This window comes from Streptomyces sp. NPDC002309 (assembly GCF_053593375.1).
This window is the reverse complement of record NZ_JBSFCI010000027.1, coordinates 81,904-107,387: the sequence shown is the minus strand read 5'-3', so window position 1 is coordinate 107,387 and position 25,484 is coordinate 81,904. Positions and strand designations below refer to the sequence as shown.

Below are 25,484 nucleotides of genomic sequence, written 5' to 3'. Positions count from 1 at the left end.
ACGCGTGGCGGACTCAGCCCGCCGGAGCGAGTGGCCGCTCCGGACCCGACTGCGCGGCGCATCGTTTCCGCAACGCGGCGCGGTCGGGCTTGCCCGCCGGGCTCAGCGGCAACTCGGCGACCACGAGCAGCCGTTCGGGATGCTTGCGCCGCTCCAGCCCGCGCCCGCCGAGGTGGGCGCACAGGTCGTCGAGCGTGGGCGCCCGGCCCGCGCGCGGCACCACGCACGCCGCGAGCCGCTCGCCCATCAGGGGATCGGGTACGCCGACACAGACCACGTCCCGCACCATCGGATGGCTCGCCAGCTCGATCTCCACCTCGGCGGGGCTGATGTTGGCCCCGCCGCGGATCACCACGTCCTTGAGCCGGCCGACGACCCGCAGCGTGCCGTCCTCCTGCAGCAGCCCGAGGTCGCCGGTGCGCACCCAGCCGTCGTCGGTGCGGTAGCGGGCGTCCAGTTCGGGGGCGGCGACATAGCACAGCGGGGTCATCGGCCCCCGGGCCACGATCTCGCCCACCGTGCCGCTCGGGAGTTCGCGCAGCTCGCGGGTGCCGGGCGTGGCGATGCGGATGTCGGCGACGCGGGGGTCGGGGTGGCCCGCGAGGATGCCCGGCCCCTCCCGTCGCGTCCCCTCGGCCACCAGCCCCGTGTGGCAGTTGACGCCGTCGGCCGAGCCGTACAGGCCGACGACCGGGCAGCCGAAGACGCGCCGGGCCTCGTCGGCCGTGGCCTCGTCCAGCGGGGAGCCGCCGACCACCAGGGCGGTGGGAGGGGTGAACTCCGGACGGCCGCCCTCGGCGAGGCGGTCCAGCATCATCCGGATCATCGTCGGCACACCGAGGACATGGGTGGGCTCGTGCGCGGCGAGCGCCTCCAGCGCGGCCTCGGGCGTGAAGTGGTCCAGCAGCACCAGGGTGCCCCCGTGCCGGGCGAGCGCCACGGCGGTGCCGTTGCTGCCGAACGCGGAGGCCAGCGGCACCAGGAACAGACAGCGCGGCGGCCGCCCTCCGGTCATCAGGGAGGCGAGGAAGTTGCCGCGCCCGCCGGCCAGCGCGTTGTGCGAGTACGCCACCATCTTCGGCTCGGCCTCGGTGCCGGAGGAGACCAGGATGCGGACGGCGGAGTCGGGGTGCGGGCGGGCCGGGGCGAATGCCTTGGGGTCGGTGCGCAGCAGCGCGGACAACGCGACGGCACCCTCGGGTGCGGTGCCCGGCCCGGCCGCGACCACGGCGCGCAGGGCGGGCAGTTCACCGGCCGACGCCAGCAGGTCGGCCGCGTGCCGGTTGCCCCGGTGCTCCGTCGCGGCGACGACCGCGACCGCCTGCGATCTGCCGAGCAGTGACGCCGCCTCCCGTCCGCCCCGGCCCACCGGGAAGGGCAGCGCGACGGCGCCCAGGGCGGCCAGCGCCAGGTCGGCGATGACGGCGTTCCTGCCGTTGGGCAGCTGTATGCCGACCACGTCACCGGCGCGTATGCCGAGCGCCGACAGGCCGGCGGCGAGACATCGCGCCTTGCGGTCCAGGGCGGTGTAACAGAGTGTGCCCTTGGCGTCGAGGATCGCGGTGCGGTGCGGGTCGGCGATCTGGTGGGCGCGGTAGAGGCTGTAGAGGTCGAGGTCGGGGCAGGTGCCGTCGACGGCCCAGGACCGGCGCAGCTCGGCGGGCAGCAGGTCGTGCAGGGCGACGGTCATATGAAGCTCCAGGGGTCGGGGACCGCGGGGGCGCCGTGCGCGTCACGGCCGATCGAGCCACCGGTGAGCAGATCGGAGAGGTCGGTGACGACCGGGACGGCCGCGATCCCGCGGCCCCGCAGGTCGTCGAGCGCCCGGGCCGTGGACAGCGCGCGCGGGTCGTGAGGGATCGCCGCGTGGTCCGGGAGGGCGATCCAGCCGTCGGCGGTCGGCAGCGGACGGCGGAAACCGGCCGGCTTGCGCGGGTCCAGCCCCCGCGCCGCCCGTGCGCGGGCGGGGGCGGTGAGCACGTCGGCGGCGCCGAGCAGGGACGAGTCCACCCGCACCCCGCACCCGGTGCGCTCCCGCAGCAGCAGGCCCGCCAGCACCGCCTCGGTGCCCAGCAGGCCGCCCAGCACGTCGAGCAGGGTCATCAGCGACGGCGCCGGCGGCTCACCGGCGGGCCGGGCGGCCTCACCGACCCCGGTACGGGCCTGCACCATGAAGTCGGTGCCCATCGGCGCGCCCGGCAGCCGGCCTGCCCAGCCGCTCGTGTACGCGTAGACCAGCGCCGGGTTGACGAAGGACAGTTGCTCATGGTCCAGCCCGAGGTGGGCCGCCCTGCCCGGCGCCCAGTTGTGCAGGAACACATCGACCCCGGCGACCGTCTCGCGCAGCCGCTCACGGTCCGCCGCCGACTTGATGTCCACTTCGACGGCCTTCTTGCCCCGGTTGAGCGCCAGCCAGCGCGCCGAGATCCCCGAGCAGACGGGCGGCATGCCCCGCAGCGGGTCCCCGCCCGGCGGCTCGATCCGGACGACCTCGGCGCCCAGCAGGCCCAGCAGATGGGCGGTGAGCGGCGCCTGGATGCGGCGCCCGGCCTCCAGGACGGTCAGCCCGGCGAGCGGGGCGTCGAGGGGCGCCGTCGTCCCCGCGTACGACGCCGGGTGCGCGGTGAGCTCCCACGGTGGCGCTCCGTCGTGCTCGGCGGCACGCCGGGCGAGCGGGGTCAGCGGGCACACGTCCACTCCGGCGCGCGCGGCGGCCTCCCGGACCCGCTCCCACGAGCTCGCCCGCACGGTGTCGTGCAGCGGGTGCGGGAGCGGCGCGCAGGCGGTCGCGTACCGGAACTGGAAGGGCCGCCAGCCGCGCCGTACCGCCTGCTCGGGCGCGCCGAGCTCCCGCCAGAACGCGGCCCAGCCGGCCGGGTCGAGCGTCTCCAGCTCGAAGAGCGTGCCGTCCGCCGCCGTGAACGGTGGCGCGCCCGGGGCGAGTTCGGCGGCCTCGCCCTCCTCGGCCCCGGCGGCGGCCAGATACTGCGAGACGGCCAGCAGCCCGGCCCGCTCCGCGCTCACCTCCGCGCCGGGCGGGCGCCCGCCGCGGGCCTGCGCCAGCAGCCCGGCCAGCAGTGCCTGCACGGTGAGGACGCCGGCGGCGGTGGCCGCGTAGTCGACGGCGAGGCCGCGGGGAGCGCCGTCACGACGGCCGTGCACGGCCATGACACCGGTCGCCGCCTGCACCGTCGCCTCGTCGACGACGCCGTCACCCCACGTCGTACGGGCGGTGACGGCCTCCGGCCCGGACCGCCACCCGAAGACGGCGAACCGGCCGCCGGGACGGCCGTCGGCCTCGGCGCCCAGCAGCCGCAGATGCTCCGCGACCAGCCCGTCCGCCGGGCCCGGCGGACCTGAGGACTCCGTGCGCAGTCCTTCCAGCGGCCGGGCCGTGCGCAAGGACATGGGTGTGGCTGGAGTTGCCATGCCGTTCCTTCCTGACGCTCGGGAACCCGGGGGCGGTCGCCCCCGACCTGTTCCACGACAAGAGCAGTCGGACCGGCGAGGGCCGGAGTTCCCGGGGAGCGGAGGAAAGCGGTGCGAGTGACGCAGGGTGAGCCCCATTGCCCGCCCGAGGTCGTGGAGTTGCGGGACCGGGTGGCGGAGTTCGTCCGTACGCGGGTGGTGCCCCACGAGCCGGTCCTGGACGCGGGCGGGCCGGCGGCGGGCGCGGCACTGGAACGGCTGCGGAAGGAGGCCAAGGACGCCGGGTTGTGGGCGCTGCCCCATCCCGCCGAACTGGGCGGTCAGGGGCTGCCGTTGCGGGCGTACGCGCATGTCGCGGAGGCCGAGGGGGCGAGCGACCACGGTCCCGCGGCCCTCGGTTCGGCCTCGCTGCTGGACGTCCTGATGCTGTGGCGGCACGGCAGCCCGCGCGTCCGCGAGACGTACGTCCCCGCGCTCGTCGCCGGGAAGGTGCGGGCGTGCTACGCCATGACCGAACCCGACGTGCCGGGAACCGACCTCGCGCGCACCGCCACCCGCGCCGCGCAGGACGCGGACGGGGTCTGGCGGCTCGACGGCCGTAAGTGGTTCACCAGCGGGGCCGCGGACGCCGGCCTGGTGACGGTGCTGGCGCGGACCGACGGCGCGGCCCCGGACCGGGACGGGCTGTCGCTGCTGCTGGTGCCCACCGGTTCGACCGGCTTCCGTGTGGTGCGCGACCTGCCGGTGCTCGGTGCGGGGGGCCAGTACGAGATCTCACTGGACGGGGTGACCGTCGACACCGACCACCTCGTCGGGGAGCGCGGCAAGGCCCTGTCCGTCGCGGGCGAGCGGCTCCAGCTGGGCCGCACACTGCGCTGTCTGCGCTGGCTCGGACAGGCCGACCGCGCCTTCGGCCTGCTGCGGGAACGCGCCCTCACCCGCAGCCGCTCCAGCGCACCGCTCGGCGAACTCCAGCTGGTCCAGCGCCATCTCTTCGAGTCCCTGCTCGCCCTGCGCACCACCCGGCCGCTCGTCCATGAGGCGGCCGTCCGGGTCGACGCCGGACTCGACGCCCATGTGGAGGTGGGCCTGGCCAAGGTGTCGGCGGCCCGCACGCTCCAGCAGGTGGCCGACGCGGCGATCCAGGTGTACGGCGCGGAGGGGCTCGGCCCGGACACCCCGCTGCCCGCGCTGCTGCGCACCGGGCGCGCCGCGCGCATCCTGGACGGCCCGGACGAACTGCACATCACCTCGGTGGCCCGGCGGGTGCTGCGGACGGGCGCCGCGTAGGCCCTGTCCGGTCGATCACGGTCGGACAGGGCCCTCGACGGAGCGTCAGCCCGCCCAGACCTCGGCCTCGTCGGCCGGGACGGTGGTGGCCAGGCCCAGTTCCTTGCGGGCGGCGACGGACTTGCCCGGGTCGATGCCGGTGAACGCCGGGTCGTAGGCGAGGTAGAACGCGTCGGCGTCGGCGGCGTCCGCGGCCTTCTTCCAGTCGCCGGCCGCCTCCGTCAGCGTCGTGCGGAGCTTGCCGACCTCGGTGCCCTCGATGCCCTCCAGTTCCTCGACATGCGCGTCGAGGGCGGCCGCGACGGCCTTGGCCTGCGCCTTGTAGCCGGCCAGGTCGTCCTCGACGGTCTCCTTCTCGGACTGGTTCGCCCACAGGGCCTCGTAGACCGCGTTCGAACCCGTGAGGTACGTGCTCTGCTCGGGTTCGAGCGACTTCGAGGTGTCCAGCGAGCCGGTGAACGTGCCCTTCTCCGCGGTGTAGGTACAGCTCACCGCGCGGTCACCCGTCGCCCAGCTCTCCCGGGTCGGGGTGTAGTAGAAGAGGGCGACGCCCTTGGGGAGCGCCCAGGTGTCCGGGGCGTACTTCTGCGCCTCGACCGGGCAGCGGGTGTCGGCGAACGCCGAGACTCCGTCCTCGCCGGGGTACTCCCCGCCCTCGTCGATCGTGAACTCGCCGACGACCTGGCCCTCGTGCGCTTCGGCGCAGGGCACGACCTCGACGGCGTACGCCGTGCCCTCGGCCTCGCCGTTCGGGTTGTAGCAGTCGCCGATGTCGAGAGAGAACACCGACTGCTGGCGGGCCACCTTCTTCGCACCGTCCTTGGCGCTGTCGACGGCGTCGGTGACCTCCGAGCAGCCCACCGCGCCCATCGCGAGCAGGGCGGCGACGGCGGATATGCCGCGAAGGGAACGATACGGGGCACGGACAGTCATGACGTGAACATCCTCTTATCTGATCTTTACGCGGGGGGCGTGCGCATCGTATGCCATGCACGAGGCCCCGTCGTACGCAGGCTCTTTCCTTCTCCTCGTCGCGGCGTCTCCGACTCGCGACGGGCCGAGAGGGTTGTGTCCGGGCTGGTCACAAGGATGTGGCGCCGTGCGGCCGGGCGCCGTCGGAGGCCGGGGCGCGGGCCCCGGGAGGGCGGCCCGCGGTCACCCGGGCCGGACGAGGCCGGTGAGCAGTGCGAGCGCGTACGCCAGGAAGAAGTCGCCCCAGATCAGCTCGTGCCGGACGGCTGTCGCGGAGGCCAGGTCGTAGCAGCCGTCCACCAGGCGGCCGTCGCGGGTCAGATGGACGCGGACGAGCGTGTCGAGGACGGCCACGGCCCTGCTCCGGTGTCCGAGGAGCAGCAGCGCCGTGGCGGTGACGGCGGCGGCCGAGGTGTCACAGGGGCCCTCGGGGCGCGCCGCGTCGGCGGGCGGCACGAGATCGTCCGGCATCAACTCGCCGACCGCGTAGGAGAGTTCACCCACCCCCGGAATGCGGACGGCCTCGGCCACGGCCAGCAGCAGCCAGGCCGGCCCCCGGCTCCAGCCCGACGGCGGATCCTCCCGTGCGGTCCAGCCCTCGGCTCCCTCGTGCTGCCACGCCCAGTGCCGGGGCTCCCGCCCGAGGCAGAGGCCGAGGTGGCGGCGCAGGTGGGACGACGCCGCCGCCGCGTCCACCGTGGCGAGCAGCGGCACCAGTCCGGGCACGCCGTCCACACGGGCGAGCATGCGGGGCCCGCCGAACGCCGCACCCCAGGGCACCAGGCCCCGTTCAGCGTCGAAGGAGCCCCGGCAGGCCAGGGCCGCCCGCTCCCGCAGGCCGCAGCCGCCGTCGGGGGCGAGCAGGGTGCCGTACCAGAAGATCAGCCCCCGGGTGGCGGTGTCCGCCTCCGCCCAGCCCGCGAGCCGCGCGGTGCACCGCCGTGCCGCCTCCCGGTCCGCGGGGGCACCGGTGTGACGGGAGCGCAGCCACAGCAGGCCCGCCCAGAAGCCGCCGGTCCACGCACCGCGCCCGGTCGTCGTCCACGTTCCGTCGTCCGGGTCCGCGAACAACGGGAAGCGCTCGCCGGCCGCCGCGCGGGTGACGGCCACCCTGCCGAGTACGGCGGCGAGAGCGGGCTCGGCCCAGGCGGGAGCCGTCATGCCCCGTCGCTCCTACGGCGTTCGCGCAGCGCCCACAGCACGGCGACGACGCCCGCCCCCGCGAACTCGCCCGCCACGAGACCCCATCCGGCGCCGTACCGGCCGGACTGTGCCAGCAGACCGAACAGCGGCGGCCCGATCGCGAACCCGGCGAAGAACCCGGCCGAGACCAGCGCGGAGTCCTGGCCCGCCCGCCCGGGCGCGGCACGCTGCATCACCAGCACCATGGAGACCGCGTTGGCGGCCACCGCGAACACCCCCACGGCCACCGCGGCTGCCCAGGCCAGCGAGGGAGCCCGCGAGGAGAGGACGAGCAGCAGCGCCGCCCCCACCGCCCCCGTGGCCAGCAGCCCCGGCAACCACACCGCCCGCCCGGGGCGTCCGGCGAGCCTCGACCAGCCGACCCGGCCCACGATCCCCGCCGCACCCAGCACGGCCACGAGCGCACCCGCCGAGGTCGCGCCGAGACCGAGCCGCTGCGCGCCGTACAGCGCCAGATAGGTGTTCACGGAGGCGATCCCGCAGCCCAGCAGCAGGGAGAAGACCATCAGCCAGGCGATCGTGCCGCGCGGCACCCAGGCGGCCGGAGCGGACTTCGCCGGCGGGTCGCCGGGCAGCGCACGCGCCGCCCAGAACGCCGCCGCGAGCGCGGCACCCGCCGCCGTCCACACCGCCACCCGCCAGCCCGCGACGCCGGCGAGCGCCGCGAGCGGCAGCCCCGCCGCGAACGCCCCGAGCTGGACGCCCGACTGCTTCATCCCCGTCACCGACCCACGCCGGGCGGGCGGTACGGCGGCCAGGATCGCCTCGTTCGTCGCCGGGTTGGCCAGCGCCTGCGGCAACCCGCCGAGGGCCACCGCCGCCAGCAGGAAGCCGGCGCCGGGCGCCGCGCCGACGAGCGCCAGCGCGAGCGCCGACACCGTGAGCAGGGCGACGAGGCACCGGCGCGGACCCAGCCGGTCCACCACCCGGCCGCCGACGGGCGAGAGCACGGTCGCCGTCGCGAACCCAGCGGTCGTCGTCAGCCCCAGCACGGTGGGGGACACACCGAGTTCCGTCACCAGCCGCGGGCCCAGGGCCCCCAGCAGGAACAGCTGCATCATCGAGAAGGCCATGGCGCAGGTCAGCAGCGCGGTCAGGCCACCACCCGCGCGGGCACCCCCCGTGCCGCGCGCCTCCGCCTTGCCCGTCTCTGCCGCCGTACCCGTCCCGCTCCGGCCTGTCGTCACGGACACACCTCCCGGCAACAGCAGTCGGACCGGACCGTGTGCGGGTTCCGCCCCGTCGCGATCCCGGACTGTGGCGTGTGCCACACAGGCGGACGCGGTGGTTCAGGAGCCGCCGGATCGGGGCTGGCCCACGGTCGCCGGCTCCGGCGCGACGACCGTCTCCCAGGGGAGCGTGCGGTCGCACCAGCGGTGCAGGAGCGTGCGGTCGTGGCCCACGGCCAGCAGGCCCGCTCCGGTGGCGGCGCGGTACTCCTCGACGACCGCGACCAGCGCGGCGGTGGTCGAGGCGTCGAGCATCGCGGTCATCTCGTCGCACACCAGCCAGCGGGGGCGCAGCACCAGGGCACGGGCCAGGCAGGCGCGCTGCAACTGGCCGTCGCTGACCTCGTGGGGCTGCCTGCCCAGCAGGTCGGGGGTGAGTCCCACCGTCGCGGCCAGCTCGCCGACCCGCGCCGGGATCTCCTCGCGCCGGCCGGTGGCGCGCAGGGGCTCGGCGATCAGGTCGGCCAGCCGCAGACGGGGGTCCGCGGAGAGCCGGGGCTGCTGGAAGACGACCCCGAAGGCGGTGCGCAGCTCGCGCGACGCGCCGTGGCGCCACTTCCGTACCGGTTCACCGTCCAGGAGCAGCGTGCCCGAGTCGGGTTGGTGCAGGAGGGCGGCGACCCGGGCGAGGGTGGACTTGCCGCAGCCGCTGGGGCCGAGCAGCCCGACGGCCTCGCCCGGCGCGACGGTCAGCGAGGCGTTCCGCACGACGGGTGCGTGGCGGTCGTATCCGGCGGTGACGGCGTGGAGTTCAAGCACGGATGTCCTCGGGAGCCGGTGCGGCGGGTCGCGGCTTCTCGGGGCCGTGACCTGGGAGCGGATGATGGCAGGCGACCGCCTCGGACAGAGGCGGCAGCACGGTGCAGCGGTCGGTGACCCGGTCGCAGCGTGCGGCGAAGGCACAGCCGGCGGGAAGGTCGCCGAGCTCCGGGGGCAGGCCGGGAACGGGCGTGAAGGCGCGGTCGGGCAGGGCCTGGAGGAGGCCGCGGCTGTAGGGGTGGCGGGGGCCGGCGGCGCCGAAGAAGGCCGTGGCGTCGGCGATCTCCACGATACGGCCGGCGTACATGACGGCGATCCGGTCGGCGATGCGCTCGGCCGCCGCCAGGTCATGGGTGATCATCAGCAGGGCCCGTCCGCCGCCGTCCGCGTCCCGAGGGCCGTGCGCGCCGTCGGAGGTGTCCGGGGCGCTCGTGCCGTCCGGGTCGCCCGGGCTGTCGATGTGGCGGCGCAGTTCGTCGACCGTACGGTCCACCAGGTCGCGGTCCAGGCCGGTCGTCGGCTCGTCGGCGAGCAGCAGCGGGGCGTCGCCGACGAGGGCGAGCGCGGTGGCGGCGCGCTGGGCGAGGCCGCCGGACAACTGGTGCGGGTGACGGTCGAGGTGGTCCAGCGGGAACGCCGCCCGGCCGGCGGCAGCCTCGGCGGCCGTGCGCAGCGCGGCCCGGCCGCGGACGCCCGTCAGCGCGCCGACCGTTTCCTCCAGTTGGGAACGGATGGTCCGGACGGGGGTCAGATGCGCTGCCGGGCTCTGCGGGATGAGCCCGATCCGGCGCCCGCGCACCCGGCGTGCGAGGGTCCGCTCGCCGGCGGAGAGCAGGTCGAGGTCGCCGAGCCGCGCCTCGCCCGCCGTCTGGGCGTTGGCCGGGAGCAGACCGAGCAACGCGGACGCGAGGACGGACTTGCCGCAGCCGCTCTCGCCGATCAGGGCCAGGCACTCGCCCGCCGCCACGTCGAAGTGCGCGCCGGTGACGGCGGCGACGTGGCGTCCCCCGGGCATACGGAAGCGCACCGAGAGACCGCGCACGGAGAGCACGGGCGGCCGCGCGGCGGGCCCCGGCGGCACCTGCCGGGCCGGTCGTCCGTCCGCTCGGTGGGACGGTCGCTGTGGCGGTCCCTCGGTCACAGCATCAGCTCCGATCGGCGGCGGGGATTGATCCGCTCCCGCCAGGCGCCGGACAGCCCGGCGATGGCGAGGGTGGGCACGATGATGAACAGGCCGGGGAAGAGGGTCGGCCACCACTGCCCGGCGAGCAGCGAGCCGCGCGCGCTCTGGATGAGCGTGCCCAGGCTGGCGGTGTGGGTGGGCAGCCCCAGCCCGAGGAAGGACAGGGCCGACTCGTGCCACATGGCGTGCGGCACCATCAGCACGGCGGCCAGAGCGGCCTGGGGCAGTACCCCGGGCAGCAGATGCCGCACCGCCACCCGCCATCGCGAGGCGCCGCCGGACACGGCGGCGTCGATGTACGGGCGTGAGCGCAGCGAGAGCACCTCGGCGCGGACGATGCGCGCGGTGGACAGCCAGTGGGTGAGCGCGACCGAGACGACCACCGGCCATACGCCGGGCCGGAACATGGCGACGATGAAGACGCCGAGCAGCAGATGGGGTACGGACGAGAAGGTGTCGACCAGGCGCATGATGCCCCGGTCGAACCAGCCGCCGAGGGCGCCCGCCGCGGCGCCCACCGCCGTGCCGACCACCGTCGCCGTCAGCGCCGCCGCGACGCCGACGAGCAGGGAGACCCGCAGGCCGTACACGCAGCGCAGCAGCAGGTCCCGGCCGACGTCGTCGGTGCCGAAGGGGTGTGCCCAGGACGGCGGTAGCAGCTTGGCGGCCAGGTCGACGGCCTGCTGGTCGAGTTGCACCAGCGGCGGGACGAGCAGGACGGCGAGCACGGTCAGGACCAGCAGCGTGGCGGAGACCCGCACCCGCAGCGTGCGTGTCGAGCGGCGGGTACTGCCGGCGGCGCGCCAGGTCGTTCCGGCAGGTGTCCCGGTCTCGGTCGCGGTGTCAGCCATGGGAAACACCGAGGTCACATGTCACTGAGCTTCACCCTCGGGTCGAAGAGGCCGTAGAGCAGGTCCGCGACGAGATTGCCGGCCAGGACGGCGACGGTCGCGAGGGCGGTCAGGGCGGCCAGCAGCGGGAAGTCGACGGCGGTGGCCGCCGAGACGGTGGCCGCGGCGATGCCGGGCCAGCTGAAGACGCTCTCCACCAGCAGGGCGCCGGTGATGAGCTCGGGAACGCGGGAGCCGATCAGCGTCAGCACGGGCAGCAGGCCCGAGCGCAGGGCGTGCCCGAGCAGGACGGTGTGTTCGCTCAGTCCCCGGGCGCGGGCGCCCCGCACCGGGTCCTCCGCCAGGGCGTCGCCGACCCCCTGGCGTACGTACAGCGCGAACCACGGGAGTTGGGAGAGGGCGAGCACTCCGGCGGGCAGGACGAGGTGGCGTGCGACCTGCCCGGCGGTGACCTGTTCGCTGGCCGTGTCGGTCAGGCCGCCCGCGGGCAGTACGCCGAGTTGCAGGGCGAACAGCCACATGGCGAGCAGGGCGACCCAGAAGACCGGCGCGGCCTCCAGCGTGTACGCGAGCGAGGTGACGGCCCGGTCGAGCATCGATCCGGGACGGCGGGCGGCGAGCACCCCGAGCACCGTGCCCGCGAGCACGGCCACGGTGAACGCGACCGCGCACAACAGCGAGGACCACACCAGGCGTTCACCGATCACCTGGGCCACCGGCTGCCGCAGCACGCTGGAATGGCCGAGGTCGCCGCCGAGCGCGGAGGTCAGCCACTCCCACCAGCGGGCCGGGAACGACCGGTCCACACCGAGGTTGTCGCGCAGCCGGTCCAGGGTCTCCTGGTCGGCGCCGAGCGCCGCGGTGCCGGCGTACGCCTTGACGGGGTCGAAGGGGGAGGCGGCGGCGATGGCGAACACGCCGAACGTCACGACGAGCAGCACGGGGACGGCGAACAGGGTCCGCCGTCCCGCCAGGCGTGCCATCGCCGCCCAGGGCAGCGGTGTCACTTCTTGGGCTGCCAGTCCTCGATGTTCCACCAGGGCCCGCTGGCGAAGCCGTGCTCGTGCGGCTCGATCTGGGTGGTCAGTCCGCTCCAGCGGTCCGCGAGCACGTACAGGTGGTCGATGTGGGTGAGGAACGTGTAGCCGGGGTCCTTCACCAGTTCGCGCTGGACCGTCTCGTACGCGGCCCTGCGCGCGTCGGGTTCCCGGGTACGCCGGCCGGTGTCCAGCGCCTCGTCCACGGCCGCGTTGTCGTAGTGGCCCATGTTGTTGAACCCGTCGCCGGCGAGCGAGGAGTGCAGCAGGGTGTAGAGGCCGAAGTCGGGGTCGCCGGTGCTGCCGAGGCCCGCGAGGACCGCGGTGTCCTTCATCCGCGGTTCGATGACCTCCCAGGTGGCGCTCTCCACCGTCACGGCGATGCCGGCCTTCTTGGCGTCGGAGGCGTAGGCGAGGGCGTGGTCCTGCCGGACCTTGTCGCCGGAGGGGTAGAAGAGGGTGAACGCGGCCTTCCGCGCGCCCTTGGCGCGGATGCCGTCCTCGCCCTCCTTCCATCCCGCCGCGTCGAGGATCCGGCGGGCCTTGTCCAGGTCCTGCTCGCGCACGGTGTCCCCGGCGAACGCGGGGTCGTCGACGGGCAGCGGCCCGTACGCCGGTGTGCCCGCCCCGTCGAGGATCTTGTCGACCATGGCCTCGCGGTCCACGGCGGCGTCCAGCGCCTGCCGGATCGCCCGGTCCCCGGTGACCTCGCCGGCGGTCGGAAGGGTGACGGTGCGGAAGTCGTACGACTTCGCCGTGTACGTCTTCGTGCCGCTCTGCTGCGCGAACGTGGCGGCGAGGTTGGGCGGCAGGACCGCGCCGTCCAGGTCGCCGGAGCGGAGCCGGGTCGCACGGACGTTGTCGTCCTCGATGACCGCCATGGTGAAGGTCTTCACCTTCGGCGCGCCGCCCCAGTAGTTCGGGTTCGCCTTGAAGGTGAACTTCTCGCCCTTGCTCCAGGAGGAGAGCATGTACGGCCCGGTGCCGACCGGCTTCGTGTGGAAGGAGCCGGTGTTGGGGTCCTGCCCGCCGGCTATGTGCTCGGGTGCGATGGGCAGCACCGTCCGTCCGGCGAAGGGCGCGTAGGGGTACTTGAGTGTGAAGACGACCTTGTCGGCACCGCTCGCCCGGACGGCCTTGACGGCGTCGAGTTCGCTTCTGGCCGTGTTGTTGGTCTTCTCGTCCAGGATGGTCCGGTAGGTGAAGACCACGTCCGCGGACGTCAGCGGCTCGCCGTCGCTGAACTTCACGCCGTCGCGCAGGGTGTACGTGTAGGTCAGACCGTCGTCGCCGACCTCGGGGAGGGACTTCGCCAGGGCGGGCGTCAGCTCCAGGTCGGCGTCCCGGGCGAGCAGCCCGTCGAAGATCTTGGAGTTGCCGTCCTTGCCGTACCCGAGCAGCGGGCTGAACGAGTCCGGCTCGTAGCCCACGCCGATCACCACGGAGTCGGCGGAACTCGCGTCACCGCCGCTCTCGGTCGGGGCCGAGCAGGCAGCGACCCCGGCCGCAACCGCCGCCATGACGGCGGCACCTCTCGTTCGACGCGTGGTCATGAGCCTCACACTCTATTACTCGACGATCGTACGTGCACATTATGTGCGACTGCAGAGCTACCCATGCGCGCGGCCCGTCAGTCGCCGCAGATCGGAGCGGGTTCCGCGGGAGCCGAGGCGCCAAGTCCCGCGCGCCGAACGGCTCCCGCCGTGCGTACGTATCCCCGTCCGGCCGCCGACGGAGGGGGCGGACGGAGAGGCGAAGCGCCCGGCGGCGAGGATCCAGCGGCGGGGGAACACCGGCGACATCGGCTTCGCACTTGCCCCGCTCATGGTGTCGGCCGTGATCGGACACGGCTCCCTGCGCTGGACGCCCGTCCTGGTCCTGCCCGCGCTCACCGGCGCCGCTCTGTGTGTGCCCGTGCTCCGGATGCTCGCCCGGCCCGCGGCCGGCGCGTCCAAGACGGAGGCACCGCGGGGCGCCGATGATGTGGCCTCGTTCGTGAAGCTGTCCCTGGCGGTCGTCTTCCGCTCCATCGTCTTCACCGGCCTGAGCACCTTCATCTCCCTCTACGCCCAGCAGCGCATGCAGGGCAGCACCACCGCGGGCACCATCGCCCTGTTCCTGCTGTTCCTGCTGTTCCTGGGCGGCGCAGTCGGCTCGGTCCTGGGAGGGTCCCTGGCCAACCGCTACGACCGCGTCCATGTCTCCCGCTGGACCTACCTGCTCTCCGTCGCCGCCGTGACCGGAGTGATCTACGCACCCGGCCCGGCCATGTTCCTCTTCGTGGCCCTCACGTCCGTCGGCCTGTACGTCCCCTTCTTCCTCCAGGTCACCCTGGGCCAGGATTACCTGCCCTCCCGTATCGGTACTGCCAGCGGCGTCACCCTCGGCCTCACCGTCAGCATCGGCGGCCTCATCAGCTCCCTGCTGGGACACCTGGCCGACTCCACCTCCCTGAAGACAGCCCTCACCCCCCTGATCGCCATGCCTGCCCTGAGCCGGCTCCTCTTCCGCGCCCTGCCCGAACCCACCGCCCCCAAGCCTCAAGCCGACGCACCCGCGCCCGCATCCGCGCGGCAGGACGCGTAGAGCTGCACGGATCAATGTGCATGAACAAGGGCCACCGACGGAATTGACTGACCTGCAGGAACGTGGCTTCCGCCCGGCGTCGATCCCGCGCAGCTGTGTCCGCGATCCCGGGTGATGACCGCCAACGGGAGCCGGCTGCGGTGCGAGCGCAGGCAGAGCTGTGATGCCCGGCCGACCGTCGACCGCGTTTCGTCACCTGGGCAGGCCCATTCCGTCGGTGGCACCCTTCTCCCACGTGCGCACGAGACGGCTACGACACCTCACCGCGAGCGGGAATCGGATCGCCACGACCGGAGTTGGTGAGGGAAGTCAGCCGTTTCAGGAGGGGTCATGCGAGCGATTCAGGTTTCCGAAGTGGGCGGTCCCGAGGTGCTGCGACTGGTCGACATCGATCAACCGATGCCGGGCCCGGGCCAGGCGGTCGTGGAGGTCGCCGCGTCCGGCGTCAACTTCCTCGACGTATACCACCGCCAGGGCCGGTACACCCTCCCGCTGCCCTTCACCCCGGGCACTGAGGGCGCGGGCACGGTCCTCGAGGTTGGACCCGGCGTCACCCACGTCGCTGTGGGAGACCGGGTCGGCTGGGTGGAGATTCCCGGCACCTATGCCGAGCAGGCCGTCGTGGACTCCTCCCGGCTCGTGCCCCTGCCCGACGGCGTCGACTTCGAGGCCGCCGCCGCCGTGCTGCTGCAGGGCATGACGGCGCACTACCTCGTCAAGGACGCCTACCCGGTCCAGCCAGGCGACACGGTGCTCGTGCACGCTGCTGCCGGCGGCATGGGGCTTGTGCTGACCCAGCTCATCACCCATCTCGGCGGCAGAGTGATCGGCACAACCTCGACACCGGAGAAGGCCCAGCTGGCGCGGCGCGCCGGGGCCGCCGAGGTGATCCTCTACTCGGCAGTGGACGATCTCGCGGCCGAGGTGAAGCGGCTCCATGGCGGCCAGGGCCTGCCTGTCGTCTTCGACGGCGTCGGCAGGGACACCTTCGATGCGAGCCTCGCCAGCCTGCGAACCCGCGGCCACCTGGTGCTCTTCGGCGCCGCGAGTGGTGCAGTGCCGCCCTTCGACCCCATTCGGCTCGCCCAGGGCGGTTCGCTGACCCTGATCCGGCCAAGCCTCGACCACTTCATCGCTGATCGGTCCGAGCTGCTCCGGCGCGCCGCCGACGTGCTTGAATTGGTGCGCACCAAGGCGCTTGAGACCACCGTGACGGCCCGCTACCCGCTCGCCGAGGTCGCCCAAGCTCACCGCGATCTGGAGGCTCGGCGTACCACCGGCAAGCTACTCGTCATCCCCTAAGGCAACCGACGGAATAGACTGACCTGCAGGAACGTGGCTTCCGTCAGGCGTCGATCCCGGGTGATGACCGCTAACGGGAGCCGGCTGCGGTGCGAGCGCAGGCAGAGCCGTGATGCCCGGCCGACCGTCGACCGCGTTTCGTCACCTGGGCAAGCCCATTCCGTCGGTGGCACAACACGGCCCGCACAGCGAACGAGGGCGTGCCCGCAGTCCAGATCGCTTCCCTCATCGGCTGGTTCGGTGAGCTTGTCCGAGATCAACCCAGACACGACCCGCAGCCTCCCACCGCCCGACCCGCCCGGACAGTCCGCTGTCAAGCACAGCGGACCCGGGCGGCCCGGACGGGCCCGGCCCCGAGCCCGCCGCAGCGGGTCTCAACGCCTCACCTCACCGCGCGTCCGCCCGGTACGCGCTGATGACGTAGAACGCCTCGTCGTCGACCGTGTTCTTCTCCCAGTCCAAGGTGATGGCCTTCGGATGCCCGTCCGCCGCGTACTCGACCTCGGCCTTGTGCGCGCCGTCCTGCCGGGCCTGATCCGCCTCCTTCAGCAACTCCCGGATAGTGGGCACCGCGTCGGGGGACCGGCGGACCAGCCGCCGTCCGCTGTCGTCCAGGCCGGCGGCCGTCGTGACCTCGCCGTCCTCGACGGTCACGCGGAAGGTCCCGATCAGTTCCCGCTCCCCTCCGCTCGAGTGGAGCGTGTAGGTGTACGAGGAGGGTTCCTCCCAGCTCGTCGTCGCGCTCGGCGCGGTGTCGCTGCCGCAGGCGGCGGTCGCGCACATCAGCCCGGTGACGACTACGGCGGCGAACACGGCACGGTTGCCGAGGCGTGCACTCTTCATGGCGGCAGTTCCCTTCGACCCATGGGGCGGCTACCGCTATGATGCCGGCCCGCCCCGGAACGTTCGTGGCCGGGCACGGGTGGAGGTTCGGTCACCTCGGCGGGGATGTCCGGATCCAGCCCTGGCCGCCCGATCGGCGGTGCCCCTACGATGCGAGCGCTCCCGACCTTCACAGCGTCTTCACAGGTGCCTCCCGGGGGTCGGGGGCGCGATCGGTTCGACATGGACAAGTGCAAGATTGACATGTTCATGACTTAACCATCGTGGTTGCCACCCCCCCGCTCGGAGGCCGCACGCGGGCCTCGACAAGAAGGCGCAGAAGAGGAGAACCATGGCTGCTGGCCTGCTCATGAGCAGCGCGATAGGTGCGCTGCTCGCCACGGCGGTACCCGCACAGGGCCCGTCGACCGGCATCGTCGACCCGCCCCCGGACCGCATCGTCATCAAGGTCGCCACCGTCAACGGCTCCGGCTGTCCGCAGGGCACCGCCGCCGTCGCCGTCTCGCCGGACAACACCGCCTTCACGGTGACCTACAGCGAGTACCTCGCCCAGGTCGGCGGCAACTCCGACCCCACGGCCTTCCGCAAGAACTGCCAGCTCAACCTGATCGTCCATGTGCCGCAGGGCTTCACGTACGCGGTCGCCAGTGCCGACTACCGCGGCTTCGCCGCCCTCCAGCCGGGCGCCACCAGCGTCCAGCGGGCCTCGTACTACTTCCAGGGCTCCTCCAACACGGAGTTCAGGAACCACCCCTTCCGCGGCCCCTTCAACGACAACTGGCAGGCCACCGACACCACCGACTGGGCCCAGCTGGTCTGGGCGCCCTGCGGTGTCCAGCGCAACTTCAACATCAACACCGAGCTGCGGGTCAGCGCGGGCAGCTCCGACCCGGCCCGGACCAGCTTCATGACGATGGACTCCACCGACGGGGACATCAGCACCATCTACCACCTGGCGTGGAAGGAGTGTCCCGGCAGGTGACCTGACGCGCACCGGTCCGTGCCCCGGCCCGCCGAGACGTCCGGCGGACCGGGGCACGGGCGTGTCCGCCGCCCCCGACAGCCGCCCCACGCACGACCCTTGACGTCCCATGCACCGCTGGCCATCCTCGACGCATATCTCGCGGCGTCCATGACAACCCGTCAGGAGTGGCGCCGGTAGTGGCCCTGGCGACCGACCGCGCCATCCCGCCGACCGAGGGACGTGGGTAATGACCCTGGCTCCACGAAGCCCGAACCGCCGCCGCAGACACGTCACCGTCGTGTCGCTGCTGCTCCTCGTGCTCGCCACCGTCCTCGGCCCCGCGCCGAGTTCGGCGGCCGGGACCGACTGGTGGAACCCCGGCGCACGGCCGTCCCCGGACTCGCAGATCAACGTCACCGGCGCTCCGTTCACCGGCACCGACGCCCAGGGCGAGGTGCGCGGCTTCGTCGACGCGCACAACCACCTCTTCTCCAACGAGGCGTTCGGCGGGCGGCTCATCTGCGGCAAGACCTTCTCCGAGGCGGGCGTCGCCGACGCCCTCAAGGACTGTCCCGAGCACTACCCCGACGGCTCGCTCGCCATTTTCGACTTCATCACCAACGGCGGTGACGGCAGGCACGACCCGGCCGGCTGGCCCACGTTCAAGGACTGGCCGGCCCACGACTCGCTGACCCACCAGCAGAACTACTACGCCTGGGTGGAACGCGCCTGGCGCGGCGGCCAGCGCGTGATGGTCAACGACCTCGTCACCAACGGCGTGATCTGCTCGGTGTACTTCTTCAAGGACCGCAGCTGCGACGAGATGACGTCGATCCGTCTGCAGGCCAAGCTGACGTACGACCTCCAGGCGTACGTCGACAAGATGTACGGCGGGCCCGGCAAGGGCTGGTTCCGGATCGTCACCGACAGCGCGCAGGCCCGCCAGGTCGTCCAGCAGGGCAAACTGGCGGTCGTCCTGGGTGTCGAGACCTCCGAACCCTTCGGCTGCAAGCAGATCCTGGACATCGCGCAGTGCAGCAAGGAGGACATCGACAGAGGCCTCGACGAACTGCACGCCCTCGGGGTGCGCAGCATGTTCCTGTGCCACAAGTTCGACAACGCGCTCTGCGGTGTCCGCTTCGACTCGGGCGGTCTCGGCACCGCGATCAACGTCGGCCAGTTCCTGTCGACCGGCACCTTCTGGAAGACGGAGACATGCACCGGCCCGCAGCACGACAACCCCATCGGCGGCGCGGCGGCCCCGGAGGCCGAGAAGGAACTCCCTGCCGACGTGGAGGTGCCCTCCTACGCCGCGGACGCCCAGTGCAACGTCCGCGGGCTGACCGCACTCGGCGAGTACGCCGTGCGCGGCATGATGCAACGCAAGATGATGCTCGAGATCGACCACATGAGCGTGAAGGCCACCGGCCGGGTCCTCGACATCTTCGAGGCCGGGTCGTACCCGGGCGTGCTGTCCTCGCACAGCTGGATGGACCTCGACTGGACCGAGCGGGTCTACGGCCTCGGCGGCTTCGTCGCCCAGTACATGCACGGCTCCGAGGGCTTCATCGCGGAGGCGGACCGCACCAGGGCCCTGCGCGAGAGGTACGACGTGGGCTACGGGTACGGCACCGACATGAACGGCGTCGGCGGCTGGCCCGCACCGCGCGGCGCGAACGCCCCGAACCCGGTGCAGTACCCGTTCCGCAGCGTCGACGGAGGCTCGGTCCTGGACCGGCAGACCACCGGGCAGCGCACCTGGGACCTCAACACCGACGGCGCCGCGCACTACGGCCTCGTACCGGACTGGATCGAGGACATCCGCCGGGTCGGCGGCCAGCGCGTGGTGGACGACCTCTTCCGGGGCGCCGAGTCCTACCTCGGCACCTGGGGGGCGTCCGAGCGGCACCAGGCCGGCGTGAACCTCGCCTCAGGGGCCTCGGCCACGGCCAGTTCGGCCGAGTGGAACCCGTTCACCAGCTACGCGCCGGGCCGGGCCGTCGACGGCGACGGCGACACCCGGTGGGCCAGCGACTGGAACGACGACCAGTGGCTGCGGATCGACCTCGGGGCCACCCACCTGGTGGGCCGGGTCACGCTGGACTGGGAGCGGGCGCACGCCAGGTCGTACCGCGTCGAGCTCTCCGCCGACGGCACGAACTGGAAGACCGCCTGGTCCACCACCGCCGGTGACGGCGGGCTGGACACCGCGCGGTTCACCGCGACCCCCGCCCGGTACGTCCGTGTCCAGGGCCTGGACCGGGCCACCGACTGGGGCTACTCGCTGTACGAGGTCGGAGTCCACAGCAGCTGACGCGGCGACACATGGCGCGCGGGCCCCACCGGTCATCTCCGGCGGGGCCCGCTCGTCGGCGTCCCGTGCCGGCACGGCCCGCCCTGACATCACGCACGTATGCACGACAGGCGCGCATGTTGTGCGAATTTCCGGTGGTCTGATTGGATTCGGCGTGCCCGTACAGGTGGATATTTCTATCCGGTGGAGAGGGTGGCGGGGCATGGCGAATTACCCTGACGCACGGCGCCGTCGGGCGTCGCTGTCCCCTGAGTGCCGGAAAGGGGAGGACGGTTGACCGGGATCACGGCCGCACGATGGCTGGTCCGTCTCCGTGCGCGGAAGGCCCTGGGTGTCCGGGTCGTGCCGCGCGCTCCTTCGCGTGACCCTCTCGCCGCGCTGGTGAGGACCGCCCAGCAGCTGGACTACGGCGCCGGGCGCGCCGGCGGGGTGACGGGTGGAGCCCCGAAGCGGCGGGAGCCCTCCGGGCCGGCGGGGTGACGCGGCGCCGACCGGCGAGGTCGTGACGACCGAGCGGGCAGGCGCGGAGTACGCGGCCGGTCATCGCGGGTCGCGAGCGCGGACCGGGCGTCGGCCCGGCCCCGTCCACCCCTGGCCCGGTCCCGCGTACCCCTGCGTCGGACGCGTCGGGGCCGTCGGCAGTGCGCCGTCCGACCCTGCGGGGGTCGCGGAGCCCGCCCGTTCGCCGGGCGCTGCGCTGCCGGGAGACGTCGCCGACGCGGCCCGGCGGGGTTCCGGGGACGAGGCGGACGGTTCGGCCCCGCGCGGGGCCCGGTGCGAGGCGGACGGGTTCGCGCCCCCGCGGGGCCACCGGGCCGGGCCGTGGCGGAGGGACCGGTCCCCGGCAAGGGGGCGGGCCTGGTGGTCCCAGCCGCCGGGGTGGGTGACCGAGACAGGGCGGCAGGGGCGTCCAGGATTCCTCGGCCCGGCGGGGCATGGTCCGCGCCCCTCCGGGTACGCGTCGAGGGCCGCACCGGAGACCGATCTTGGCCCGGGCGGGCCCCCGAACCCGACGATCAGGGAATCCGTCATGGAGACACCCGCGAACGACCCCATCCCCACACCGGCCCAGCGGGCCCTGGACGCGCTCGCCGTGAACACCGAGGACGAGGCGGCGCTGGACACGCTCGCCGGCAGCGACGTGCTGATCCCCGTGCCGGACGACGCCGTCGAGGAGGAGGCCGCCGACCCGGGCGCGGTGGCGCTGCCGGTCCTGGAGGAGCCGGACGGCCATTCGGTGGTGCCCGTGTTCACCTCCGAGCTGGAGATGGCGGAGCTGCTGCCCTTCGTCTCCCGTTACCGCCTCGTGCCGCTCGGGGCGCTCGCCTCGCAGTGGCCCTCGGACGACCTGTCCCTCACGATCGACGGCAGCTCGTCGCACGGTCTGACGCTCACCTCGGACGGGGTCCGCACCCTGCTGGCACGGCCGCAGCACTGAGCCCGGGCGTTCACCTCGGGTGAACGCCCCTGTCACACATGGCGGGAAGAGCCCGGCGGAAGGATCCACAGCGAAGGAACGTCGGGAGTCGTCTTGAGGGTCGTCCTGCTGGGCACCGCGGCCGCGGGCGGCTTCCCGCGGTGGAACTGCGGCTGCGCGCCGTGTGCCGCCGCCCGTGACGGCAAGCTGCCCTCCCGCACCCAGGAAGCGGCGGCGGTCACCGGCAACTCACGGGACTGGTGGCTGCTCAACGCCTCGCCGGACATCCGCGCCCAGCTCGCCGCCACCTCCGCGCTCTGGCCGGCGCCCGGGCTCCGGACCCAGCCGGTACGCGGGGTGCTCCTGACGGACGCCGAACCCGAACACGTGTCGGGGCTGACCGAGCTGCGCGGAGGACCGGGCCTGAAGGTGTACGCCGCTCCGCCGGTGCTCGCCGCGCTCACCCCCGCCCGCGCCATGGTCGACAGGTACGAGCCCTGGGAGTGGTGCGACGGCCTCACCGCCGGCGGGTTCGTGCTCTCCGGCGGTCTGGTCGTCACCGCGCACCCCGTCGGGACGTCGGCGCCGGCCTATCTGCCGCGCAGCGCGGCGCACGAGAGCTGGGTGACGGCGTACCGCATCGAGGACCTGGCCACCGGCGGCGTCCTCGTCTACGCGCCCCGCCTCGCCGCCCCGTGCCCCGAGCTGGACGAACTGCTCGCGGGCGCCGACTGCGCGGTGCTGGACGGGAGCCGCTTCACGACGCCGGACGAGGGCGGGTCCGGGTCCGCGAGGGTGGGCGAGGCCGGGTCAGGGTCCGCGACCGCCGGCGAGACCGGGTCCGCGAGGCGGCCGGGGCTCCGTCGTGTCCCCACCCGCCTGGACGACGCCAGCCCTCTTCTCGACCCCTCCTCGGCGGCCTCCGCGGAGGCGGGAGCGGCGGGGGTCGAGGTTCTCGCGGACGGGGCCGAGTTCGCCCTGTGAACAGCCGTGGCCGTCACTCGGTGGTGAGTTCCAGGAGCTGGTCGGCCGCGGTGGTGTCGCCCGCGTCAGCCAGCCGACGCAGCTCGTCGAGGTCACCCCGCTCGGCGGCGACCTCGATCAGCTGTTCGGTGGCCGCGCTGCTGCCCCGGTCGGCGAGGCGGCGCAGCTCCTCCAGGTCGCCCCGTTCGCCGGCGAGCTCGACCAGTCGGTCGACGGCGTCGGGATCGCCGCTGTCGGCCCGCTCCCTCAGCAGGGCGAGCGTGGTCGGGTCGGAGTCGGTCATGGTCGGCACCTCTCGTGTTCGGCGGCCCGGTCAGGGCAGCCTTCCCGAGGTGCGGAGCCCGTCACGACCAGGGACCCCGGCGGTGGCCCCCCATCAGGGGGAAGCGGACCCGTCCGGCTCAACGGGTGAGCGTCCGCCAGGGGGAAGCGGACCCGTCCGGCTCAACCGGTGAGCGTCCGCTCCAGTGCCGCCCGCTGCAACGGCAGCACCTCGGCGTGCAGGGTGCGGCCCTTGTCGGTCAGGGAGACCCAGACACCCCGCCGGTCGTCCGGGCAGACGGAACGCTCGACCAGGCCGTCCTTCTCCAGCCGGCCGATGAGGCGGGAGAGCGCGCTCTGACTGAGGTGCACCCGGCCCACGAGGCTCTGCACCCGGCAGTGGTCGCCCGCCTCGGGTGCCTCGGCAACGAGGATGTCCAGCACCTCGAAGTCGCTGGCGCCGAGCCCGTGCGGATGGAGCGTGCGGTCGATCTCCCCCATCGTGCGGGCGTGCACCGACAGGATGTCGCGCCACCGCTGCTCCAGTCCCGCGTGGACCGTGTTCGCTGCCATGCCCGGCACCGTAGCACCGATTCGGCCACTTATTGAAGATGCAACTAGTGCGTGCGCAAGAAGTGCCGTCCCCTGCGACGACGGGCTGTCGGCCCGGCCTGCCGCGACATTGAGTCGAAGGCCCGTTCGATCCCGGTCAACTCCGACCGTGTGCCGGTGGTGACGGCTCGCCCTCCGCCACAGTGGGGAACGGGCCACCGAGAGGGTCCGGAACAAGGGGGACGCGATGCCGAGGACTCCCGTCGGCGGGGCCCGCCTGCGCATCCTGGAATGGCTCAAGGATCCCGTCACCCACTTTCCGCGCCAGCGGCACGCGGACCTCGTCACCGACGGCGTCGGCGTCCACGCCGTCGCCGCGAAGCTGGGTGTGCGCCGCGCGGTGGCCCACACCCACCTCACGCTCCTGGCGAACCTCGGCATGTTGCGCGTCAAGCGCGTCCGGTGCCGCCTCTACTACCGCCGCGACGAGGTCCGGATCGCCGAGGTCGCCCGGATGTTCGAGAAGGGCTGGTAGGAGAGCCCGGTGACGACCTCGGTGCAGCCTCGCGCGGCGGGCGAGGGTCCGACCTGGCGGACCGTGGAGGAGACGCTGCCGATCCGCTCCCCTCCTTCCCCCGAGGTCGTTAGGGTCGGGCCCATGGCTTCCATGGATGTCTCCCTGCGTCCCGTGCATTCCAGCGATCTGCCCGTGTTCTTCCGGCACATGAGCGATCCGGAATCGAGTCGGATGGCCGCCTTCACCGCCGAGGACCCGACGGACCGGGCCCACTTCGACGCGCATTGGAAGCGCATCCTCGACTCGCCCGACGTCGTCACCCGCACCGTGCTCGCGGACGGCGACGTGGTCGGCCACGTGGCCGTGTACGGCGATCCGGGCGAGCGGGAGGTCACCTATGTCGTCGACCGCTACTACTGGGGGCGGGGCATCGCGACCGCGGCGCTGCGGGGGCTGCTCGCCGAGGTCCCCGAACGACCGCTGCTGGCCCGGGCGGCGGCGGACAACACCGGATCGCTGCGGGTCCTGGAGAAGTGCGGCTTCGAGGTCGTCGGCGAGGACCGGGGCTTCGCGAACGCGCGTGGAGCGGAGATCGACGAGCTGCTGCTGCGCTTGGACGGCTGAGTCCCCCCATCCGTGAGCGTGCGGCCACGGCGGGTACCCGCCCGTGGCCGACTCCCCGACCGCGAAGGGCGGTTGCCCATGCACACCCCCACACCGCTCGTGCCGCTCCACTACGTCGACATCGGTGCGCGCGGACCGGAGGACGTCGTCACCGACTCCCGGGGCCGCGTACTGACCGGTGTCGAGGACGGCCGCATCCTGCGTATCGACGGCCTCGCCGATCCCGCGGCGACCCGGGTCGTGACCCTCGCCGAGACCGGGGGGCGCCCCCTGGGTCTGGAACTCCTCCCCGACGGGGCCCTGTTGGTCTGCGACGCCGAACGCGGACTGCTGCGCGCCGATCTCACCGAAGGCACCGTACGCGTCCTCGCCGACTCCGTGGCGGGGGAGCCCCTGCGGTTCTGCAGCAACGCGGTCGCCCTGCCGGACGGCAGCGTCTGCTTCACCGTCTCCAGCCGCCGGTATCCGCTGGAGCACTGGATCGGCGAGGTCGTCGAACAGAGCGGCACAGGCCGGCTGCTGCGGCTGGAGCCCGGCAGTGAGCGACCCGAAGTACTGCTGGACGGGCTCCAGTTCGCGAACGGCCTCACCGTCGGCGGGGACGGCTCGTTCCTGGTCGTCGCCGAGACGAGTGCGCGCCGGCTCACCCGCTTCTGGCTCAGCGGCCCACGTGCCGGGCAGCACGAACCCTTCGCCGAGAATCTGCCCGGCATGCCGGACAACCTCTGGCGGGGCGGTCCCGACGGCCCGTTCTGGGTGGCGTTGGCCGGCCCCCGCGTCGCCGCCCTCGACCTGCTGCACCGTGCCCCCGGCGCGGTGCGCCGCGCCGTGGCCGGGGCGGCCGTGCGCGTCCCCTTCCGCCCTCCGGCCCAGGGCGGCGTCCTGGCGTTCGACGACGAGGGGGAGGTCGTCCACCACCTCACCCACCGCCGCCCCGGCTTCCGCATGGTCACCAGCGTCTGTGAGACGGGCGGCCTGCTGGTCATGGGCAGTGTCCGGGAACGCGGTGTCGCGGTGTGCGGGTCACCGGCCGCCGCGACGTGAGGCGTCGCGGGGGAGGGACGGGGCCGGGTGCCGGACGGGGCGGAACGACGCACGCCGGAGACGGAGGGCGGGCCACGGCGACTCGGCCACGGCAGGTACGCACCGCGGGGTCCGCCGCACGGA

22 protein-coding genes and 1 pseudogene are annotated in these 25,484 nt (G+C 73.5%); 10 read left to right on the top strand and 13 right to left on the bottom strand.

The features are described 5' to 3' along the window. Window positions 1-13: 13 nt before the first annotated feature. Complete coding sequence (locus tag ACWCPM_RS23090) at window positions 14-1,690, bottom strand: class I adenylate-forming enzyme family protein (RefSeq protein WP_450978122.1); 1,677 nt, start codon at window positions 1,688-1,690, stop codon at window positions 14-16. Then, window positions 1,687-3,429, bottom strand: coding sequence for a CoA transferase (locus ACWCPM_RS23085; protein ID WP_450978121.1), 1,743 nt, complete (start codon window positions 3,427-3,429; stop codon window positions 1,687-1,689). The genes ACWCPM_RS23090 and ACWCPM_RS23085 overlap by 4 nt, the downstream gene beginning before the upstream one ends. A 111-nt stretch (window positions 3,430-3,540) precedes the next feature. On the opposite strand from ACWCPM_RS23085, the gene ACWCPM_RS23080 reads away from it, so the two are divergent. Beyond that, window positions 3,541-4,719, top strand: coding sequence for an acyl-CoA dehydrogenase family protein (locus tag ACWCPM_RS23080; protein ID WP_450978120.1), 1,179 nt, complete (start codon window positions 3,541-3,543; stop codon window positions 4,717-4,719). Between the two features lie 45 nt (window positions 4,720-4,764). Here ACWCPM_RS23080 and ACWCPM_RS23075 read toward each other — a convergent pair whose 3' ends face one another. From ACWCPM_RS23075 to ACWCPM_RS23040, 8 genes are all read right to left on the bottom strand, one after another. Continuing rightward, window positions 4,765-5,652 carry a septum formation family protein gene (locus ACWCPM_RS23075; protein WP_450978119.1) on the bottom strand — a complete coding sequence of 296 codons (888 nt, stop codon included), beginning with the start codon at window positions 5,650-5,652 and terminating at the stop codon, window positions 4,765-4,767. Window positions 5,653-5,874: 222 nt separating this feature from the next. After that, a complete protein-coding gene (locus tag ACWCPM_RS23070) occupies window positions 5,875-6,852 on the bottom strand; it encodes a sugar ABC transporter permease (RefSeq protein WP_450978118.1) in 978 nt (325 codons plus the stop codon). Next, window positions 6,849-7,967 carry an MFS transporter gene (locus tag ACWCPM_RS23065; RefSeq protein ID WP_450978137.1) on the bottom strand — a complete coding sequence of 373 codons (1,119 nt, stop codon included), beginning with the start codon at window positions 7,965-7,967 and terminating at the stop codon, window positions 6,849-6,851. Before ACWCPM_RS23065 ends, ACWCPM_RS23070 begins: the two co-directional genes overlap by 4 nt. 216 nt (window positions 7,968-8,183) lie before the next feature. Further along, window positions 8,184-8,882: an ABC transporter ATP-binding protein gene (locus ACWCPM_RS23060; protein ID WP_450978117.1), complete on the bottom strand. Its 699-nt coding sequence runs from the start codon at window positions 8,880-8,882 to the stop codon at window positions 8,184-8,186. Further along, window positions 8,875-9,897, bottom strand: a complete 1,023-nt coding sequence (locus ACWCPM_RS23055; protein ID WP_450978136.1) for an ABC transporter ATP-binding protein — start codon at window positions 9,895-9,897, stop codon at window positions 8,875-8,877. The genes ACWCPM_RS23060 and ACWCPM_RS23055 overlap by 8 nt, the downstream gene beginning before the upstream one ends. Before the next feature lie 122 nt (window positions 9,898-10,019). Further along, window positions 10,020-10,916: an ABC transporter permease gene (locus tag ACWCPM_RS23050; protein ID WP_450978116.1), complete on the bottom strand. Its 897-nt coding sequence runs from the start codon at window positions 10,914-10,916 to the stop codon at window positions 10,020-10,022. 14 nt (window positions 10,917-10,930) lie between these two features. Next, the gene (locus ACWCPM_RS23045) at window positions 10,931-11,899 is read right to left on the bottom strand and encodes an ABC transporter permease (RefSeq protein WP_450978115.1); all 969 of its coding nucleotides are present in this window, start codon (window positions 11,897-11,899) and stop codon (window positions 10,931-10,933) included. A gap of 20 nt (window positions 11,900-11,919) precedes the next feature. Then, a complete protein-coding gene (locus tag ACWCPM_RS23040) occupies window positions 11,920-13,473 on the bottom strand; it encodes an ABC transporter substrate-binding protein (RefSeq protein WP_450978114.1) in 1,554 nt (517 codons plus the stop codon). A 274-nt stretch (window positions 13,474-13,747) separates the two neighbouring features. Here ACWCPM_RS23040 and ACWCPM_RS23035 point away from each other — a divergent pair. Together ACWCPM_RS23035 and ACWCPM_RS23030 are read left to right on the top strand one after the other, a co-directional pair. Further along, window positions 13,748-14,539 (top strand): annotated as a pseudogene (locus ACWCPM_RS23035) (MFS transporter); the annotation flags it as partial. 330 nt (window positions 14,540-14,869) lie between these two features. Continuing rightward, complete coding sequence (locus ACWCPM_RS23030; protein WP_450978113.1) at window positions 14,870-15,841, top strand: quinone oxidoreductase family protein; 972 nt, start codon at window positions 14,870-14,872, stop codon at window positions 15,839-15,841. 387 nt (window positions 15,842-16,228) lie between these two features. On the opposite strand, the gene ACWCPM_RS23025 is transcribed toward ACWCPM_RS23030, so the two are convergent. Then, window positions 16,229-16,684: a DUF6174 domain-containing protein gene (locus tag ACWCPM_RS23025; protein ID WP_450978112.1), complete on the bottom strand. Its 456-nt coding sequence runs from the start codon at window positions 16,682-16,684 to the stop codon at window positions 16,229-16,231. 331 nt (window positions 16,685-17,015) lie between these two features. On the opposite strand from ACWCPM_RS23025, the gene ACWCPM_RS23020 reads away from it, so the two are divergent. The 4 genes from ACWCPM_RS23020 (at window position 17,016) to ACWCPM_RS23005 (ending at window position 22,363) form a co-directional block, all read left to right on the top strand. Continuing rightward, window positions 17,016-17,666: a DUF4360 domain-containing protein gene (locus ACWCPM_RS23020; RefSeq protein ID WP_450978111.1), complete on the top strand. Its 651-nt coding sequence runs from the start codon at window positions 17,016-17,018 to the stop codon at window positions 17,664-17,666. Window positions 17,667-17,895: 229 nt separating this feature from the next. Further along, a complete protein-coding gene (locus tag ACWCPM_RS23015) occupies window positions 17,896-19,962 on the top strand; it encodes a galactose-binding domain-containing protein (protein ID WP_450978110.1) in 2,067 nt (688 codons plus the stop codon). Between the two features lie 1,030 nt (window positions 19,963-20,992). Beyond that, entirely contained in the window at window positions 20,993-21,400 is a 408-nt protein-coding gene (locus tag ACWCPM_RS23010) for an SseB family protein (protein WP_450978109.1), read from the top strand. A 93-nt stretch (window positions 21,401-21,493) separates the two neighbouring features. Continuing rightward, complete coding sequence (locus ACWCPM_RS23005; RefSeq protein WP_450978108.1) at window positions 21,494-22,363, top strand: MBL fold metallo-hydrolase; 870 nt, start codon at window positions 21,494-21,496, stop codon at window positions 22,361-22,363. Between the two features lie 13 nt (window positions 22,364-22,376). Here ACWCPM_RS23005 and ACWCPM_RS23000 read toward each other — a convergent pair whose 3' ends face one another. Both ACWCPM_RS23000 and ACWCPM_RS22995 read right to left on the bottom strand, forming a co-directional pair. Next, the gene (locus ACWCPM_RS23000) at window positions 22,377-22,646 is read right to left on the bottom strand and encodes a hypothetical protein (RefSeq protein ID WP_450978107.1); all 270 of its coding nucleotides are present in this window, start codon (window positions 22,644-22,646) and stop codon (window positions 22,377-22,379) included. 161 nt (window positions 22,647-22,807) lie between these two features. Beyond that, complete coding sequence (locus ACWCPM_RS22995) at window positions 22,808-23,197, bottom strand: MarR family winged helix-turn-helix transcriptional regulator (protein ID WP_450978106.1); 390 nt, start codon at window positions 23,195-23,197, stop codon at window positions 22,808-22,810. A 226-nt stretch (window positions 23,198-23,423) separates the two neighbouring features. Between ACWCPM_RS22995 and ACWCPM_RS22990 the strand changes: the two genes are divergently transcribed. The 3 genes from ACWCPM_RS22990 to ACWCPM_RS22980 all read left to right on the top strand — a co-directional run bounded on the left by ACWCPM_RS22990 (window position 23,424) and on the right by ACWCPM_RS22980 (window position 25,361). Next, window positions 23,424-23,711, top strand: coding sequence for an ArsR family transcriptional regulator (locus ACWCPM_RS22990; protein WP_450978105.1), 288 nt, complete (start codon window positions 23,424-23,426; stop codon window positions 23,709-23,711). 132 nt (window positions 23,712-23,843) lie between these two features. After that, entirely contained in the window at window positions 23,844-24,317 is a 474-nt protein-coding gene (locus ACWCPM_RS22985; RefSeq protein ID WP_450978135.1) for a GNAT family N-acetyltransferase, read from the top strand. Between the two features lie 78 nt (window positions 24,318-24,395). Beyond that, window positions 24,396-25,361: an SMP-30/gluconolactonase/LRE family protein gene (locus ACWCPM_RS22980; RefSeq protein ID WP_450978104.1), complete on the top strand. Its 966-nt coding sequence runs from the start codon at window positions 24,396-24,398 to the stop codon at window positions 25,359-25,361. Window positions 25,362-25,484 lie beyond the last annotated feature (123 nt).